This window comes from Sedimentitalea todarodis, assembly GCF_032595355.1.
In the GTDB taxonomy this organism is placed as follows: domain Bacteria; phylum Pseudomonadota; class Alphaproteobacteria; order Rhodobacterales; family Rhodobacteraceae; genus Sedimentitalea; species Sedimentitalea todarodis.
This window is the reverse complement of the sequence record NZ_JASMWN010000013.1, coordinates 12,754-29,923: the sequence shown is the minus strand read 5'-3', so window position 1 is coordinate 29,923 and position 17,170 is coordinate 12,754. Positions and strand designations below refer to the sequence as shown.

The window sequence follows — 17,170 nt, the reverse complement described above, 5'->3', positions numbered from 1 at the left end:
ATGCTGCATCGTGGTGTCGCAATTGAGCGAGGTCGCGATGAGATATTCAGGTTTGCGGGTGATCAAGGAGGCCCTCACGGGGCACAAGGGCTGGACGCCTGCATGGCGCGATCCCGAGCCGCAGGCACAGTATGACTACGTGATCATCGGCGGTGGCGGGCATGGGCTGGCAACGGCCTATTATCTAGCGAAGCACTTTGGCAAGAAACGCATCGCGGTGCTGGAAAAGGGCTGGATCGGCGGTGGCAACGTGGGCCGGAACACGACGATCATCCGCTCGAACTATCTTCTGGATGGCAACGAGCCGTTCTATGAAATGTCGCTGAAACTCTGGGAAGGTCTGGAGCAGGAGTTGAATTACAACGCGATGGTCAGCCAGCGCGGCATCCTGAACCTGATCCACAGTGACGCGCAGCGCGACGCCTTTGTGCGGCGCGGCAATGCAATGATCCTGAATGGTGCCGATGCCGATCTGCTCAGCGTCACTCAGATCCGTGACCGTTACCCATTCCTTGACTTCAACAATGCGCGTTTCCCGATCAAGGGTGGGTTAGCGCAGCATCGGGGCGGCACGGTACGCCATGACGCGGTGGCCTGGGGCTATGCGCGCGGCGCGGACAGCCACGGCGTCGATATCCTCCAGAACTGCGAGGTGACCGGATTTCGAGTGGAAAACGGCGTTTGCAAAGGGGTCGAGACCTCTCGCGGGTTCATCGGCGCGGGCAAGGTCGCGGCCTGTGTGGCCGGATCATCGGGTCGGCTGATGGCCAAGGCCGAAATGCGCCTGCCGATCGAGAGCCACGTGTTGCAGGCGTTTGTCTCCGAAGGGCTCAAACCTGTGATCCCCGGCGTCATCACCTTTGGCGCGGGCCACTTTTATTGCAGCCAGTCGGACAAGGGCGGACTGGTTTTCGGTGGCGATATCGACGGATACAATTCCTATGCCCAGCGCGGTAACTTGCCGGTGGTCGAAGACGTCTGCGAAAGCGGCATGGCGTTAATTCCGGCTCTCGGGCGTGCGCGTTTGCTGCGGATGTGGGGCGGCATCATGGACATGTCGATGGATGGCTCGCCGATCATCGACGCAACCCATATCGACGGCCTCTATTTCAACGGTGGCTGGTGCTATGGCGGGTTCAAGGCCACGCCTGCGTCGGGCATGTGCTATGCGCACCTGCTGGCCACCGGCAAGCCACACGAAGTTGCCACCGCCTACCGTTTTGACCGGTTCCGGCGCGGTTACATGATCGACGAAAAAGGCATGGGCGCACAGCCCAACCTGCATTGAGGTGCTGAGACATGCTTATTGACCATCCCCTTCTTGGCCCTCGTGATTCCCAGGAATTCACCTATTTGGGTGACGCATCCCTGATTGATCGCCCCGACTGGCGGGCCGAAGATGCCGCCAGTCGATTTCACGACTATCTCTACCAACGAGACAACCCAGCGGGTGAGCACCGTGAGTTGTGGTTTCACGAAACCGGCGACCGCAGCTGGCTTGTGGTGACGCGCAACACGGTGACACATGAAATCACGTCTGTTGAAATGGCCCGCGACGTGGCCCGAAGCAGGGGGCGCGGCAAATGATACAGGTCAACAGACTTGACGGTGGCCAGATCAACACCGGCCGGACGCTTGATTTCACCTTTGATGGCAAGAGGTACCAGGGATATCCCGGCGATACGCTGGCCTCGGCGCTCCTGGCCAACGGCGTGCGTCTGATGGGCCGGTCGTTCAAGTATCATCGCCCCCGTGGCGTCCTGACCTCTGGCAGCGAAGAGCCGAACGCGTTGGTCGAACTGCGCAGCGGCGCGCGGCAAGAGCCGAATACACGCGCCACCACGGCAGAGCTCTTCGACGGGTTGGAAGCGAACAGCCAGAACCGCTGGCCCTTACTGAAGTTCGACGCGATGGCGATCAACGATCGGTTTTCGAACTTCCTGACCGCCGGGTTCTATTACAAGACTTTCATGTGGCCCGCCGCGTTCTGGGAAAAGCTCTACGAGCCGATCATCCGCAAGGCCGCTGGTCTCGGGTCGCTGTCGTTGCAGGAGGATCCCGATCAATATGACAAGGGCTTTTTGCATTGCGATCTGCTGATAGTCGGCGCCGGGCCCTCCGGGCTGGCGGCGGCACTGACGGCGGGGCGCGCGGGTGCACGGGTGATCCTCGCAGACGAAGACTTCGCCTTTGGCGGTCGCCTTAATGCCGAAACCTTTGCCATTGGCGACGATTCCGGCCCAGACTGGGTCGCGACCACGTTGGCCGAATTGCAATCCCTGACCAACGTCCGCTGCATGACACGCACAACCGTGATCGGCGCGTTTGATCATGGCATTCAGGGCGCGGTCGAACGGGTTTCGGATCATCTGCCGACCCCTGCACCCGACAAGCCACGGCAAATCCTGTGGCGCATCTACGCCAGGCGGACCCTGCTCTGCGCCGGTGCGATCGAGCGCCCGATTGCCTTTGAAAACAATGACCGTCCCGGCATCATGCTGGCAGGAGCGATGCGTGCCTATGTCAATCGCTGGGCCGCGACACCTGCGCAAAAGGTCGCGATCTTTACCAACAACGACGACGGCCACCGCACAGCTGTTGATCTGATGTCCAAGGGCGTCACGGTCGCCGCCGTCATCGACACCCGCACCGATGCGCCGCGCGTCGCCGATTGTGAACTTCTGTCGGGCGCACAGGTCGTGGACACCTCCGGTCGTCTGGGGCTGTCATTTGTCAAGCTACGGCTCGCAGACGGGTCCGAACGCACCATCGAATGCGGTGCGCTTGGCGTTTCCGGCGGGTGGAACCCGAACGTGCACCTCACCTGTCATCAACGCGGACGCCCTGTCTGGAACGAGGCGATTGCCGCATTTGTTCCAGGCGGTGATCTGCCGACAGGTCAGAGCGTTGCGGGCGCGGCACGTGGTGAATTCTCGACCCATGCAGCACTTCGTACCGGCTCCAAAGAAGCCGCCGCCGCATTGCGTGATATCGGCATCAAGGCCCGCGCCATCGCCCTGCCCAAGGCAGAAGATGCGCCCGTAAACTTGCAACCGTTCTGGTATGTCGGCGAGGGCAAGGGCCGCGCTTGGCTGGATCAGCAGAACGATGTGACCGTCAAGGACGTAAAACTGGCGCATCAGGAGAATTTCCGGTCGGTCGAACATCTCAAACGCTACACCACGCTTGGCATGGCTACGGATCAGGGCAAGACGTCGAACATGGGCGGGCTTGCGATCATGGCCGAACTTGCCGGCAAGTCGATACCGGAGGTCGGCACGACAATCTTTCGCCCGCCTTACACACCTGTCGCAATGGGGGCCTTTGGCGGCCGTTCGCGCGGCAAGCATTTTCACCCGGTCCGCGAGACACCCAGCCACAAATGGGCCGTCGAGCAAGGCGCGGTCTTTGTCGAGGTCGGCAACTGGCTGCGTGCGCAGTGGTTCCCGCGCCCCGGCGAAACCACCTGGCGCGAAAGCGTTGACCGCGAGGTGCGCGCCGTGCGGGGTTCGGTCGGCGTGTGTGACGTGTCAACGCTGGGCAAGATCGACGTCCAAGGCACCGATGCGGCGGACTTCCTGAACAAGGTCTATTCAAACGGGTTTGCCAAGCTGGCGATTGGCAGAACGCGCTATGGGCTGATGCTGCGCGAAGACGGCATCGCGATGGATGACGGAACCACTGCGCGCCTGGCCGAAGATCACTTCGTGATGACCACGACGACGGCGAACGCGGTCAACGTGTACCGCCACATGGAATTCGTACGCCAGTGCCTCTGGCCCGATCTCGATGTGCAGTTGATCTCGACCACCGAAGCCTGGGCACAATATGCCGTGGCCGGGCCGAGCGCGCGCAAGCTGCTGCAAAAGATAGTCGATCCCGAGTTCGATATGTCCAACGAAGGCTTCCCCTTCATGGCTTGCGGCGAAATCACCGTTTGCGGCGGTCTGCGCGCGCGGCTGTTCCGGATTTCGTTTTCGGGCGAACTTGCATACGAGATCGCGGTGCCCACCCGCTATGGCGATGCTCTGATCCGGCGGATCATGCAGGCCGGCGAAGAGTTCGGCGTCGTGCCCTATGGCACCGAGGCACTTGGCGTGATGCGGATTGAAAAGGGCCATGCGGCGGGCAACGAGTTGAACGGAACGACCACTGCGCTCAACCTCGGCATGGGCCGGATGGTGTCCAAGAAGAAGGACTCAATAGGGTCCACCCTGTCAGAGCGCGAGGGGTTGAACACCGACGACGCCCTGGCCCTAGTCGGCGTCCTGCCCAGGAACAAGACCCAGAAGGTGACCGCCGGCGGGCACCTGATGAGCCTGGGCACTCCGGTGGATGCCGCACACGACCAGGGCTATGTCACGTCGGCGGCCTACTCGCCAATCCTCAACAGCTCGATCGGAATCGGGTTCCTCAGGAGCGGCGGCAACCGCATGGGCGAAACCCTGCGGCTGGTCAGCCCGCTGACCGACAGCGATATCGAAGTCGAGGTCGTTTCCGCGCATTTCGTTGATCCAGAGGGAGACCGTCTCCGTGCATGATATGACAGCACTCACAGCGCTTGGCGGTGCATCCGCGCAGGTCGACACCTTTGACGGATTGGAAATCTCGGAATGCCCGGACTGGGCGTTGGCCTCCTTGGCCGGACGCCTCGGGCAAGAGGCGGGCAGCGCCAAAGCCGCACAGGCCTATCTCGGCAAACCGCTGCCCGATGTTGGCACCTGTACCGCCGCCACACCGTTCTATGTCTTCTGGACGGGCCCCGACCAATGGATGATCGAGGCCCCGCATGACAGCCATGAGGACCTGGCCGCACAGGTAAAGGCCGCCGTATTGGACACCAGCTCGGTCACGGAACAGACCGATGGCTGGGTGCGCTTTGATCTGGCCGGGCCGCGATGCCATGACGTGCTGGAGTTGCTCTGCAACGCCGACACGCGGAGCATGGCGGCGCATACAACGACCCGCACCCGGATGGAGCATCTCGGCTGTTTCCTGATCTGTCGCGCCGTCGGACATTTCAGCGTGCTTGGCCCCCGCTCCTCGGCAGGCAGCCTGCATCACGCCCTAATCACGGCGGCCCGCAGCGCGATCTAGAGTGTTTCGCGATGGGTGACACCAGATTGTCCAACTGACACGCGCAACGCCCTAGGACGGGATCGACCGGTTCTTTTCGACTCGGAACAGGTTGATCTTTTGCCGGTCCTGTTGCGGCGTGGTCCCGAACGCCTCGCGATAACGCTGCACCATCGGCGCGGTGGTCGCATAGCCCACGGCCAGTGCAATGCTGGACATGCTGTCGTTGGAGTACAGAACAAGCTGGCGCGCGGCATTCATGCGCAGGTTCCGATAGTAGTGCGACGGACTCTGTCCCGTCGCCGCCTTGAACTTGCGCTCAAGCTGGCGGGGAGAAAGGCCGACGATCTGCGCAACGTCGTCGACGTGTACAGTGTCCCCGATATGATCACCAAACACCTGCACCGCGTGCTTCACCGCCGGTGGCAACATGTCTGACGTGCTTTCGCGGTGCACCGTCGGCACCTTCTGGCGCACCCCTTGTCCGCGAACCAACGGATGTTGAAACCAGCACGCAACTTCGGTCATGACGTCTTCGCCCAGCCTCTGGTCGATGAGGCCGAGCATCAGGTCAAAAACGGCAGAGGCCCCCGAAACGGTCAGCCGGTTACGGTCAATAATGATGACATCGCTTTGCACCCGGTGGTTCGGAAATTCTGCGGCGAACGCGGCCTCATAGCACCAATGCACGCTGCAGGTATGGCCATCCAGCAACCCTGACCGCGCGAGCGGAAACACTCCGCCACTGACGCCACCGATGCGCACGCCATGGCGTCCCAGACTGCGCAGCAGACCGTTGGAAGGCTTTGGAGTGTCAAACATGGCGCGCGGCCCTGACAACAGGAACAGATAGTCCAGCCCCGATACATCGCCGAGCATCAGATCCGGATCGAATCCCACAGCTGCGCTGGACTCGACCCGCGCGCCGGATTCCGAGACCAGCTTCCATGCAAATGCGCGCACCCCGGATATCTCGTTGGCTGCGCGCAAGGGCTCTATGGCCGAGGTCAGGCAGGACATCGGAAACCCGGGGAAAATCAAGAACCCCAAAGTGATTGTATTATCACTGTCATTCACTACAATCTTCCTGACAGGAAAGCCTGGCCTTGGTCAAGCCAATTTCGAACACTGGAAATTCGCCGGTGGGAAACATAAAGGGTATTGGGAACAGTGAGCAAGAATTCGGACGTAACCATGACTGCAAAAGCCCTGTCTCAGAACCCGCACCGCGTAACAGAAGACCGAGAAAAGGTCCTCGAAGTGGCAATTGGCCGGGAAGTGCGGGCGTTCCGCAAGCAACAGAACATGACCGTGGCCGATCTGGCCAAGGCGACGGGCCTTTCAATCGGGATGCTGTCCAAAATCGAAAACGGCAATACGTCGCCTTCGCTGACGACGCTGCAAACGCTCGCCCATGTCTTGAGCGTGCCACTGACTGCCTTCCTGCGTCGCTTCGAGGAGACGCGCAGCGCGGTTCATACCCAATCCGGTCGCGGCGTCGAAATGGAGCGCGAAGGCACCCGTGCAGGCCACCAATACCAGTTGCTCGGCCATATCGGATCGAACGCCAGCGGTGTCGTGGTCGAACCCTACCTGATCACCCTGACCGAAACCTCTGATGTGTTTCCCACGTTTCAGCATGAAGGGATCGAGACGATCTACATGCTCGAAGGCGAGATCGGCTATCGACACGGGTCTGATGTCTATACGCTGAAGCCGGGAGATACGCTGTTCTTTGACGCCGACGCGCCGCACGGGCCAGAACTCCTTGTAGAGCTTCCGGCCCGTTACCTTTCAGTAATCTCTTATCCGCAAGCCCACTGACTCTAGGCTTTCAACGGTGGCTCGCTGTCCAGATCGGGCCATATCCCGTCGGAGGTGGGCAGACCATCGTCAAACTTCGACAGGTAGTCGACGATCATCGGGCGGTTGTCGATAAAACCCTTGTAGGTCGCCAATTCCTCCGGCAGGTCCCGGATGACCCGATGCAGGCGGCGGCCCCATTTCGGAACGGTCGTCAGATCCTGCAAGGCAATCAGGTAGCAGCGGATCGGAAACACCAGCGCGTTTGACCGTGGCAGTCGGAAGAATGTTTGCAGTTCCACCCGCAGATATTGCTTTTCGCCGACATTTTCCGGTGTAAGCGTGGTCTTTTGGATGCCCCATTTGTGATAGTTTTCGGGGCTGGTATCCAGCAGCGGGTTGACTGTCATCGTCCAGTTCAGCCGCCGCGCCGGCATCCCCTGCTGAATGTTCAGCAGGAACTTCAGCGCACGAACAAAGATACCCATTTCGTGGGCTTTGGGCACGGGCGCGTGCCATTCAAAGAAGTTCATCCCGATGTCGAAATCCAGCGACCAGTCAGCCTGCGTCGTCACCATGCCGGCATCCATCCACAGGTTGTCGTCACGCTGATCCAGCACGGCGAAATCCCCCTGCGTCTGGCGGGTGATGTATTCCATCGGCCCATAGGGCAACGTCGCCTCGTCCATGAAAACAAAGCTGTCGTCGATGCCCATCGGCTTGTTGATCCAGCGCCAGTTGTTGCCGTTGCGGTGCAACTTGAACAGATCGGGATAATCCTCGGACTTGCTGATCATGATCAGTTCCAACAGATCCCACCCCGCCAGCGTCATGTGCGGCAGCGACTGGCAGCGCAGCGGGTCTTCGGCGAGGACCAGCGCGCGGTCCTTCATTTCGGCCAGGTAATGCTCGTCGACATCGAACCGTTTTTCATAGATCGAACCCTTCGGCCCGCCCTGATGTTGCTCCATGTTCACCGAATACATGTAGCTGTCTTCGTGAAACGGAAACGGAAACCGTTTGATCGCCCAGTCCGAGTTGCGGAAGGTATAGTCGTTGCGAAAGGTTTCGTCGTTGAACTGAATGGTCATTGGGACTCCTACCTGTCCAGTACCAGTGTCTTGCCTTCAAAGCGGCTGACGCATGGCATGATTTTCTTGCCGCTGGCCCGCTGATCATCTTCGAGCCAGTGATCGCGGTGCAGGAACTTGCCGTCATAGCCGATCACGTCGGTTTCGCACTGGCCGCACGCGCCGCCACGACACAGGTACGGCGCATCGACTCCGGCCGCCTCTATCGCTTCCAGCAGGCTTTGATGCTCGCCCACCTGAACCACCTTGTTGCTGACCGCCAGCTTGACCTCGAACGGCTTGCCCGATTGCGGCGCGAGGAATTCCTCGTAATGCACGGCCTCGCGTGGCCATCCCAGCTCGGCGGCCTTGCCGCGTACCCAGTTGATCATCCCTTTCGGACCGCAGACATAGATATGCGTCCCCAGTGGCTGACCATCCAGAAGGTTCTCAAGATCGATCGCCTGTTGCTGGTCGTCATAGTAGATGTGGACGTTGTTGGGATGCGTTGCCGTAAGCTCGTCGACATACGAGCCCAACGCCTCGGACCGGCAGGCATAATGCAGCTCGAACCGGCCGTTCATCACGTCCAGTTGCTTGATTTGCGCAAGGAACGGCGTGATGCCGATCCCCCCCGCGATCATCAGGTGTTTCCTGGCCCGCAGATCAAGCGAGAACAGGTTGACCGGATAGCTGATGGTCATCGCATCACCGGGCTTTACCCGTTCATGCATGAACAATGATCCCCCTCGTCCCTGGTCATCACGCCGGACCGAGATGGTATAGGCGCTTTGATCCATCGGATTTGACATCAGCGAGTAGGGATTGAGCCGGTGAACATCGCCATCCTGCATTTCCACCACGGTATGCGCACCGCCTGAAAACGTCGGCAACGGCCCACCATCGCTGCGCTCGAAACGAAACCGTTTCACCAGCTCGTTGAGCTGCACCACATCGGTGACCGTGACTGCAATCTTGTTGGTTCCGGCGCTCATGAATACAACCTCACCGGTTCGGGAACGTTTCCGGGGTCTTCTGCGTCGATGCAGACCGCCTGATAGGCCGCCATCCGGCGCGAAAAGTGGTCGCGCACAAACAGGTTCAGCCCACAATGCGAACAGACAAACGGGTCTGTGATGACGTCTTCGGTAATGCCCTTACAGTGCACGCACTGCATCCGGCGCGCCACTGATCCGCGATGCTCGGTCTGGATGGCGGTGTGCGGGATGCCGGCATCGGTCGCCTCGCGCATAACTTGCCCCATCAAACCCTCAGTCCCGGACAGATACACCTGCAACCCCATATGTGCATCGCTCAGCGTGCGGCGCAGACGCGGTACCGCGGCTTCGTAGCTGGGGCCGACATAGAACTGGCGGGCGTCAAGCCTGGCCAGTTGGGTGACAAAGCTCTCACCGGTATCACGAGGGATGTAGATAATTTCAGCCGCCTGCATCAGCCCGCCATCGGCACGCGCCAGATCAAGCAACGCTTCTGCGCCTTCGGCATCCGCGACCATCAGATGCGACTTGGCTGTGCGTGGCTCCAGAGTGCCCCAGACAGGGCGGCTGGTGATGGATTCGGGAAACTGGAATTTCGACATGCGCCTATCGTTCTCCATGGCTTCGCTGGTTTTGAGCATTCGGTTTGTTTGCGGGCGCAGCGGTGTCGCCGCGCCCGATCCGCCTAGCCTTTGGCCGTGCGGCGTTTCTTGTCCGGGTCATGAAATGGCATCGAATGGGCGACGCATTTGATCTCGCCGCCGGCGTTCTTGACGCTCATCTGCGTCCCATCAACTGCGCAGTCCACCGGCATCCGTGCAATACCAACGTTCCACTTGTTCAGCGGAGAGTACATCCCGATGGTGACGACTCCGACCTGCTTGCCATCCTTCATCAGCGGCGCGCCCTCTTCGGCAGGCTCCTCGCCTTCGAGTTTCACGCCGTAGATCTTGAAGCGCTCCTTGCCTTCAAGGCGGTAATGTTCTTCTGCACCCCGGAAACCGGTCTTGCCCGGTGACACCGTGAAGTCCAGCCCGAGTTCCCAGAGCGTATCGCCACCCTTTTCGTCTTCGAACGGGTACATTTCCGAATTGTCATAGGGAAAGAACAGCAGATAGCTTTCCGCCCGCAACAGATCGAGCGTGGTAAACCGTGTCGGGATGATCCCTTTGGGCGCACCCTTTTCGACCAGCGTGTCCCAGATATGCGGCGCATCCTGTCCACGGCAGAAAATCTCGTACCCACGTTCGCCGGTGTATCCGGTCCGCGAGATCGTTACCGGCTTGTCAAACAGGGTCGTATGCTGGTGACTGAAGTAAACCTGGTCACGGATGCCGGGAACGCCCTGCTCCTCCAGAAAGTCGACGGCCTTGGGGCCCTGCAGCGAAATGTCGTGCAGGTTGTCGTCAAAGCGCACATCCACGTCACGGCCCAGTGCCGCCATGGTCAACTGTTCATGTCCACCGCCGGTGCCATGCACGACCATCCAGCTGTTCGGTCCCATGCGATAGATCACGCAGTCATCGACGAACTTGCCCTCGTCGTTCAGCATGGTGGCATATGACGACCGGCCCGGTTTGATTTTCTCGGTGTTGCGGGTCGTGGCGCGGTCGATCACATGGCCCGCATGCGGCCCGACAAGGTGCACCTTATGGAGACCCGAGACATCCATGAACCCTGCATTGGTGCGGATCGCCATGTACTCCTCGGTCTGGTCCTTGTCATAGGTCCAGGCAGTGCCCATTCCGCCCCAATCCTCCAGCTTGGACCCCATTGCGCGATGCCGGTCCGCCAGCGTCGAGAATCTCCAGGATGCGGTCATTTCAATCTCCCCGTTTCGTCAGAATCATTTATCTGATCCGATTTTGTTTCATCTTTCCAAGGGTTTTGGTTGCCCGAACGACCCATTGGCATTGCGGATATCTAACCCTGTCTTCCTCTCAAATCTGAGAAGAATTTTTCTTGGCCTTGCCATCAAAAAGCGAAGCCAGCGACGCTTTCAGTTGACATCGCTCCATCAATAAATGCAAGTATTAATGAAAAAAAGTTTACTGACAGGCAAAAGTCTGTCGCAAAAAACCTCAAGAGGGAGACGACAAGTGGATGGCAATCTCAACGCACTAACGACTGTTTTCACGGAGTTCTATTACTGGGTAACCGTGGTTTTCATGTTCCTGATTCACGTGGGTTTCTGCATGTACGAAGTCGGCGCCAGCCGAAATCGCAACCACATGCACACGCTGATGAAAAACATCATGATCATTCCATTGGTCACGATTACATTTTTCCTGTTCGGGTGGTGGATTTACTGGGCGTTCCCGGACTTTCCCTTTTTTGGCGGACTGAACCACGAAATGGCCAACGCCAATCTGCCCTGGTCGGAAAACATGGCCACCAACCTGGACGACCGAATCACCGGCGTGTTCTGGGCGGCCTTCCTGCTGTTCTCCTGGACCGCAGCCTCGATCGTGTCGGGCGCCGTGATTGAACGTATCCGCTCCAGCGCGTTGTGGGTTCATGCCGTCCTGATCGGATCGGTCTTCTGGATCATCGACGCCGCCTGGGGCTGGCATTACGCCGGCTGGATGGTCAAACACCTCGGCTATCACGATGCCTACGCATCCGGCGTTATCCATGCCGTTGCTGGTGGCTATGCGCTTGGTGTGATCATGGTGTTGGGCCCGCGTCTGGGCAAGTTTGCGGCGGATGGCACGCCCCGCGATATTCCGCCTCACAATCCCTGGATGCTGACCATCGGGATCTTCCTGATCTACACAGGGTTCTGGGGGTTTTATGCGGCCTGCAATGTACCTGTAATTGCCCCCGAGGTCATCGACGGCCAGATCGTCGGAACCACCTGGACGGCAACCAATATCTATCTCGCGCCAACCACGCTGTCCGCAATCACATTCAATTTCCTGATGTCCCTGTCGGGCGGTCTGATGGCGGCATATGTGGTCAGCAAGGGCGATGCATTCTGGACCTTTTCCGGCGGGCTCGCCGGTGTCATCACCGCATCGGCAGGCAATGACCTTTATCATCCGATCCAGGCCATGCTGATCGGTGCGGTCGGCGTCGTCATTGTCTACAACCTGCATTTCTGGGTCGAGCGGCGGTTCAAGCTTGACGATGCGGTCGGCGCGGTCGCCGTGCATGGTTACTCCGGCGTCGTCGGACTGATCATCGCAGGCTTTGTTCTCTGGGGCGCTCCATCGTCGCCTTACGAAGGCTATGCCACAGTCAACCCGCTGGGTCAGACGCTGGGTGCGGTGATCATGTTCTTCGTTCTCGGGTTCCTGCCCGCCTATATCGTCAGCAAACTGCAGGCGGGCATGGGCGTTCTGCGCATCCCACGTGAGGTTGAACTGCAAGGCCTCGATTACGCCGAGCACCACGCCTACGAAGACGCCAAAGAGGCGATCATCGACGCTGACAAGGCCATTCTGGCTCAACACTGAGAGGAGAGACTGACATGTCTACTATCGGTTACAAAGACTGGGCCGTGGATCTGGCCGACGTTGGTGCGATCTATCCCTTTCAGGGTTACGAAATTCTGATGACCATTTTGTGTGTCGTATTCTGGGTCGGATGGCACCGGATCCAGTTCAAACGCGAATCCGAACATCTGGAGAAGGCGCGCGAGCTTGGAGACAAGGACAAGGTTGCACGCGCCCTTGAACGATACTGACCCGATCTGTCTGAAAAGACGTTTGAGGGCGCCGGCATTGCTTGGCGTCCTCATTTTTCCTTTAAGGTAAAAAAGTTTCTTAACAGTTGATGTGGTGCTGGTTCGATGCTACGCTCTGACTCGCGTAATTTGAAAGGGTCGGCGCCATGTGCGGAATCGTGGGACTATTCATCAAAGACAAATCTCTGGAGCCGCAGCTAGGCGCTCTGTTGACCGACATGCTGGTCACAATGACAGATCGCGGACCAGACAGCGCCGGTATTGCGATTTATGGCAGCGAAAGCGCCAGCGCAGCCAAGCTGACAGTGCAATCTGATAATCCGGACGCCGATTTCGCCACACTCGGCGATGACTTGTCCAAGGCAATCGAAACCCCGGTCACGGTGACGGTGAAAGACACCCATGCCGTGCTTGCAATGTCCGCCGACAAGATCGCCGAGGCCCGCCAGGCGCTGCCGGAACTCCGCTCGGATGTGAAATTCATGAGCACCGGCGAGACCATGGAGATCTACAAGGAAGTCGGTCTCCCCAAGGATGTCGCCGCCCGGTTCAACCTGTCCCAGATGAGCGGAAGCCACGGCATCGGCCATACCCGCATGGCGACCGAATCCGCCGTGACAACGCTGGGGGCGCACCCGTTTTCAACCGGTCTTGATCAATGTCTCGTGCACAATGGATCGCTGTCGAACCACAACAGCCTGCGCCGCAAGCTGCGCCGCGAAGGCATTCACATCGAAACCCAGAACGACACCGAAGTCGGTGCCGCCTATCTGACCTGGAAAATGCAGACCGGCAGCACGCTGGGCGAAGCGCTGGAAAGCAGCCTCGACGATCTCGATGGGTTTTTTACCTTTGTCGTCGGCACCAAGGATGGGTTTGGCGTTGTCCGCGACCCGATCGCCTGCAAGCCCGCCGTCATGGCCGAAACCGATCAATACGTGGCCTTTGGCAGCGAATACCGTGCCCTGGTCAACTTGCCGGGCATCGACACCGCCCGCGTCTGGGAGCCCGAGCCCGCAACCGTCTATTTCTGGAACCACTGAGATGCAGACATTTGATTTGGAGTCCCAGGGGCTGCGCGCCCTGAATGAAGCCCTGCACGCGCAGGCAGAGAATACGAACCAGACCGTTTGGGAAGTGGTCAATGCCCGCGGCAGCCATGCCATCGCGGTCGGTCTTGACGCCCCTATCGAGGTCAACGTCATGGGCTCGACCGGCTACTATTGCGCTGGCATGAACAGCCAGGCCACCATCAAGGTACACGGCTCTGCCGGGCCGGGTGTGGCCGAGAACATGATGTCCGGCACCGTGATCATCGAGGGCGATGCCAGCCAGTACGCCGGTGCGACCGGCCACGGTGGTTTGCTGGTGATCAAGGGCAATGCCAGCTCACGCTGCGGCATCTCGATGAAGGGCATCGACATCGTCGTGCACGGCAATATCGGCCACATGTCCGCCTTCATGGCGCAATCCGGCAACCTGGTCGTTTGTGGCGATGCAGGCGATGCACTGGGCGACTCGCTTTATGAGGCGCGGTTGTTCGTGCGCGGCTCTGTGAAGAGCCTTGGTGCCGATTGCATCGAGAAAGAGATGCGTCCCGAACATGTCGAAATCCTGCGCGATCTGCTGGAACGCGCCGGTGCGGATGCCAAGCCGGAAGAATTCAAACGCTACGGTTCTGCCCGCCAGCTCTATAATTTCGATGTCGACAATGCAGCGGCGTATTGAGGAGATGGACATGAAAGACCAGACAGCGCCCGCCACTCCCCGGACAGAGCCGATTCAGTCCGCGACCTTTTCCAACCCGATCAACGCCGAGATCCGGCGTGCCGCCGCGACCGGGATCTATGACATCCGCGGCGGTGGCGCGAAACGCCGCGTGCCGCACTTTGATGACCTCTTGTTCCTCGGTGCATCAATCTCGCGCTATCCACTCGAAGGGTATCGCGAGAAATGTGATACCCGTGTCACCCTGGGCACCCGTTTCGCCAAGAACCCGATTGAACTGGACATTCCGGTGACCATCGCGGGCATGAGCTTTGGTGCCCTGTCCGGCCCGGCAAAAGAGGCGTTGGGCCGGGGCGCATCGGCCGCCGGCACCTCTACCACCACCGGCGACGGCGGTATGACACCCGAAGAACGCGGTCATTCAAGCAAGCTCGTCTATCAATACCTCCCGTCGCGCTACGGGATGAACCCCGTCGATCTGCGCAAGGCGGACGCCATTGAAATCGTCGTCGGTCAGGGTGCCAAGCCCGGCGGCGGCGGTATGCTGCTGGGCCAAAAGATCAGCGACCGCGTCGCGGCGATGCGCAACCTTCCCAAGGGAATCGACCAACGCTCTGCCTGCCGCCATCCCGACTGGACAGGACCGGACGATCTGGAAATCAAGATCCTCGAAATCCGCGAAATCACTGGCTGGAAGGTTCCGATCTACATCAAGATCGGTGGCACCCGACCCTATTATGACACCACACTGGCGGTCAAAGCCGGGGCTGATGTCGTCGTTCTTGACGGGATGCAGGGCGGTACCGCCGCAACGCAGGATGTGTTCATCGAACATGTCGGCCTGCCGACTCTCGCCTGCATTCGTCCCGCCGTTCAGGCATTGCAGGACATGGGCATGCACCGCGAGGTACAATTGGTCGTATCGGGCGGCATCCGCACCGGCGCCGATGTGGCCAAGGCCATTGCACTTGGTGCCGATGCCGTGGCAATCGGTACGGCCGCGCTTGTGGCGCTTGGTGATAACGACCCGAAATGGGAAGACGAATACCAAAAGCTCGGCACCACGACCGGCGCCTATGACGACTGGCACGAAGGCCGCGACCCTGCGGGCATCACCACCCAGGACCCAGACCTGATGGCGCGCTTTGACCCGATCGAGGGTGGTCGGCGGCTGAAGAACTATCTCAAGGTTCTGACGCTCGAGGCGCAGACGATTGCACGCGCTTGCGGGCACAATCACCTTCACAACCTCGAACCAGAAGACCTCTGCGCGCTGACAATGGAAGCCGCCGCAATGGCCAAGGTGCCGCTCGCTGGCACAGACTGGTATCCCGGCAAGTCCGGGTTCTGAAACTGACACAAAGGCGCAGCTCCCGGGCTGCGCCATCTTGATTTCAACAGGGAAAGGAAGAAGGACCGTGACGACAGATCTGGCCGCCTTCGCAGAACAGAACAACATCAAGTATTTCATGATCTCCTTTACAGATCTCTTCGGTGGCCAGCGTGCCAAGCTGGTGCCGGCGCAAGCCATCGCAGACATGCAGGAGGATGGCGCAGGGTTCGCCGGGTTTGCAACATACCTCGACATGACCCCGGCGCACCCCGACATGCTGGCCGTGCCCGACCCTTCGTCGGTCATTCGGTTGCCCTGGCAACCCGACGTCGCCTGGGTCGCGGCCAATTGCGTGATGGAAGGCGAAGACGTCGCCCAGGCACCGCGCAATGTGCTGCGGCGGCTGATCGCCGAGGCCGCCCAAGAAGGCATGCACGTCAAGACCGGTATCGAAGCCGAGTTCTTCCTGTTGACGCCGGACGGGTCCCAGATCAGCGACGAATTCGATACCGCCGCCAAGCCTTGTTATGACCAGCAGGCCGTCATGCGCCGCTACGACGTGGTGCGCGAAATCTGTGACTACATGCTGGAAATGGGCTGGAATCCCTATCAGAACGACCACGAGGACGCGAATGGCCAGTTCGAGATGAACTGGGATTACGATGACGCCCTGAAAACCGCGGACAAGCACAGCTTCTTCAAGTTCATGACCAAGTCGGTTGCCGAAAAACACGGCTTTCGCGCAACGTTCATGCCAAAGCCCATCGAAGGGCTGACCGGCAACGGCTGCCACGCGCATATCTCGGTCTGGGACGCACCGGGCAGCGAGTCCAGGACCAACGTCTTTGCCGGTGCCAAGGGCGACAGCCAGACAGCGGAACTCGGCCTGTCGGAGCAGGGTTCGTATTTCCTCGGCGGGATCATGAAGCACGCCAGCGCGCTGGCCGCGATCACCAACCCGACGGTGAACAGTTACAAGCGGATCAACGCGCCGCGTACGATGTCCGGGGCGACATGGGCACCCAATACCGTCACCTGGACCGGCAACAACCGCACTCATATGGTGCGCGTCCCCGGCCCCGGCCGGTTCGAACTGCGCCTGCCTGACGGCGCGGTGAACCCATACCTGTTGCAAGCTGTCATCATCGCCGCAGGCCTGAGCGGCGTGCGCTCCAAGGCAGATCCCGGCAAGCGTCACGACATCGACATGTATGCCGAGGGCCACAAGGTGCGCGGCGCGCCGAAACTGCCGCTCAACATGCTCGACGCCCTGCGCGACTATGACCGTGACAAGGCCCTGAAATCCGCGATGGGCGATGAATTCTCTACCGCCTATCTGAAATTGAAACGCGAGGAATGGAATTCATTCGTGTCGCATTTCTCGCGTTGGGAAAAGATGCACACGCTCGATATCTGAAGTCGCATCAGTATGAAAAAGGCCGCCGCCGGGCGTCCCGGCGGCGGCCTTTTCGTG

The 17,170-nt window shown here is 59.8% G+C and carries 16 protein-coding genes; 11 read left to right on the top strand and 5 right to left on the bottom strand.

Annotation, left to right across the window (positions count from 1 at the left end):
• Nucleotides 1–37: 37 nt before the first annotated feature.
• From QO231_RS15585 to QO231_RS15570, 4 genes are read left to right on the top strand one after another with little or no spacing between them, the layout of a single operon-like run.
• Nucleotides 38–1,288, top strand: a complete 1,251-nt coding sequence (locus QO231_RS15585; protein WP_316778299.1) for a sarcosine oxidase subunit beta family protein — start codon at nt 38–40, stop codon at nt 1,286–1,288.
• Nucleotides 1,289–1,299: 11 nt separating this feature from the next.
• Nucleotides 1,300–1,587, top strand: a complete 288-nt coding sequence (locus tag QO231_RS15580) for a sarcosine oxidase subunit delta (RefSeq protein ID WP_316778298.1) — start codon at nt 1,300–1,302, stop codon at nt 1,585–1,587.
• Nucleotides 1,584–4,541 (top strand): sarcosine oxidase subunit alpha family protein, encoded by a 2,958-nt coding sequence (locus tag QO231_RS15575; protein WP_316778296.1) that lies wholly within the window; start codon nt 1,584–1,586, stop codon nt 4,539–4,541. The genes QO231_RS15580 and QO231_RS15575 overlap by 4 nt, the downstream gene beginning before the upstream one ends.
• A 1-nt stretch (nt 4,542) precedes the next feature.
• Nucleotides 4,543–5,097, top strand: a complete 555-nt coding sequence (locus QO231_RS15570; RefSeq protein ID WP_316778612.1) for a sarcosine oxidase subunit gamma — start codon at nt 4,543–4,545, stop codon at nt 5,095–5,097.
• Nucleotides 5,098–5,148: 51 nt separating this feature from the next.
• Here QO231_RS15570 and QO231_RS15565 read toward each other — a convergent pair whose 3' ends face one another.
• Nucleotides 5,149–6,153 carry a GlxA family transcriptional regulator gene (locus QO231_RS15565; RefSeq protein WP_316778293.1) on the bottom strand — a complete coding sequence of 335 codons (1,005 nt, stop codon included), beginning with the start codon at nt 6,151–6,153 and terminating at the stop codon, nt 5,149–5,151.
• A 117-nt stretch (nt 6,154–6,270) separates the two neighbouring features.
• Between QO231_RS15565 and QO231_RS15560 the strand changes: the two genes are divergently transcribed.
• A complete protein-coding gene (locus QO231_RS15560; RefSeq protein WP_316778289.1) occupies nt 6,271–6,900 on the top strand; it encodes a helix-turn-helix domain-containing protein in 630 nt (209 codons plus the stop codon).
• 2 nt (nt 6,901–6,902) lie between these two features.
• Here QO231_RS15560 and QO231_RS15555 read toward each other — a convergent pair whose 3' ends face one another.
• From QO231_RS15555 to QO231_RS15540, 4 genes are all read right to left on the bottom strand, one after another.
• Nucleotides 6,903–7,970: a heme-dependent oxidative N-demethylase family protein gene (locus QO231_RS15555; protein ID WP_316778287.1), complete on the bottom strand. Its 1,068-nt coding sequence runs from the start codon at nt 7,968–7,970 to the stop codon at nt 6,903–6,905.
• Nucleotides 7,971–7,978: 8 nt separating this feature from the next.
• Entirely contained in the window at nt 7,979–8,944 is a 966-nt protein-coding gene (locus QO231_RS15550; protein WP_316778285.1) for a PDR/VanB family oxidoreductase, read from the bottom strand.
• Nucleotides 8,941–9,549 carry a dimethylamine monooxygenase subunit DmmA family protein gene (locus QO231_RS15545; protein WP_394356609.1) on the bottom strand — a complete coding sequence of 203 codons (609 nt, stop codon included), beginning with the start codon at nt 9,547–9,549 and terminating at the stop codon, nt 8,941–8,943. Before QO231_RS15545 ends, QO231_RS15550 begins: the two co-directional genes overlap by 4 nt.
• 83 nt (nt 9,550–9,632) lie before the next feature.
• Nucleotides 9,633–10,769, bottom strand: coding sequence for an aminomethyltransferase family protein (locus tag QO231_RS15540; RefSeq protein WP_316778278.1), 1,137 nt, complete (start codon nt 10,767–10,769; stop codon nt 9,633–9,635).
• 277 nt (nt 10,770–11,046) lie between these two features.
• Between QO231_RS15540 and QO231_RS15535 the strand changes: the two genes are divergently transcribed.
• From QO231_RS15535 to glnT, 6 genes are all read left to right on the top strand, one after another.
• Complete coding sequence (locus QO231_RS15535) at nt 11,047–12,405, top strand: ammonium transporter (RefSeq protein WP_316778275.1); 1,359 nt, start codon at nt 11,047–11,049, stop codon at nt 12,403–12,405.
• Nucleotides 12,406–12,419: 14 nt separating this feature from the next.
• Entirely contained in the window at nt 12,420–12,635 is a 216-nt protein-coding gene (locus QO231_RS15530; RefSeq protein ID WP_316778271.1) for a hypothetical protein, read from the top strand.
• 146 nt (nt 12,636–12,781) lie between these two features.
• On the top strand, nt 12,782–13,678 hold the full coding sequence (locus QO231_RS15525; protein ID WP_316778268.1) for a class II glutamine amidotransferase: 897 nt from the start codon (nt 12,782–12,784) through the stop codon (nt 13,676–13,678).
• 1 nt (nt 13,679) lies between these two features.
• Nucleotides 13,680–14,363, top strand: a complete 684-nt coding sequence (locus tag QO231_RS15520) for a GXGXG domain-containing protein (RefSeq protein ID WP_316778265.1) — start codon at nt 13,680–13,682, stop codon at nt 14,361–14,363.
• Nucleotides 14,364–14,373: 10 nt separating this feature from the next.
• Nucleotides 14,374–15,714, top strand: a complete 1,341-nt coding sequence (locus QO231_RS15515) for an FMN-binding glutamate synthase family protein (RefSeq protein ID WP_316778263.1) — start codon at nt 14,374–14,376, stop codon at nt 15,712–15,714.
• A 67-nt stretch (nt 15,715–15,781) separates the two neighbouring features.
• The gene (glnT, locus tag QO231_RS15510; RefSeq protein ID WP_316778261.1) at nt 15,782–17,113 is read left to right on the top strand and encodes a type III glutamate--ammonia ligase; all 1,332 of its coding nucleotides are present in this window, start codon (nt 15,782–15,784) and stop codon (nt 17,111–17,113) included.
• Nucleotides 17,114–17,170 lie beyond the last annotated feature (57 nt).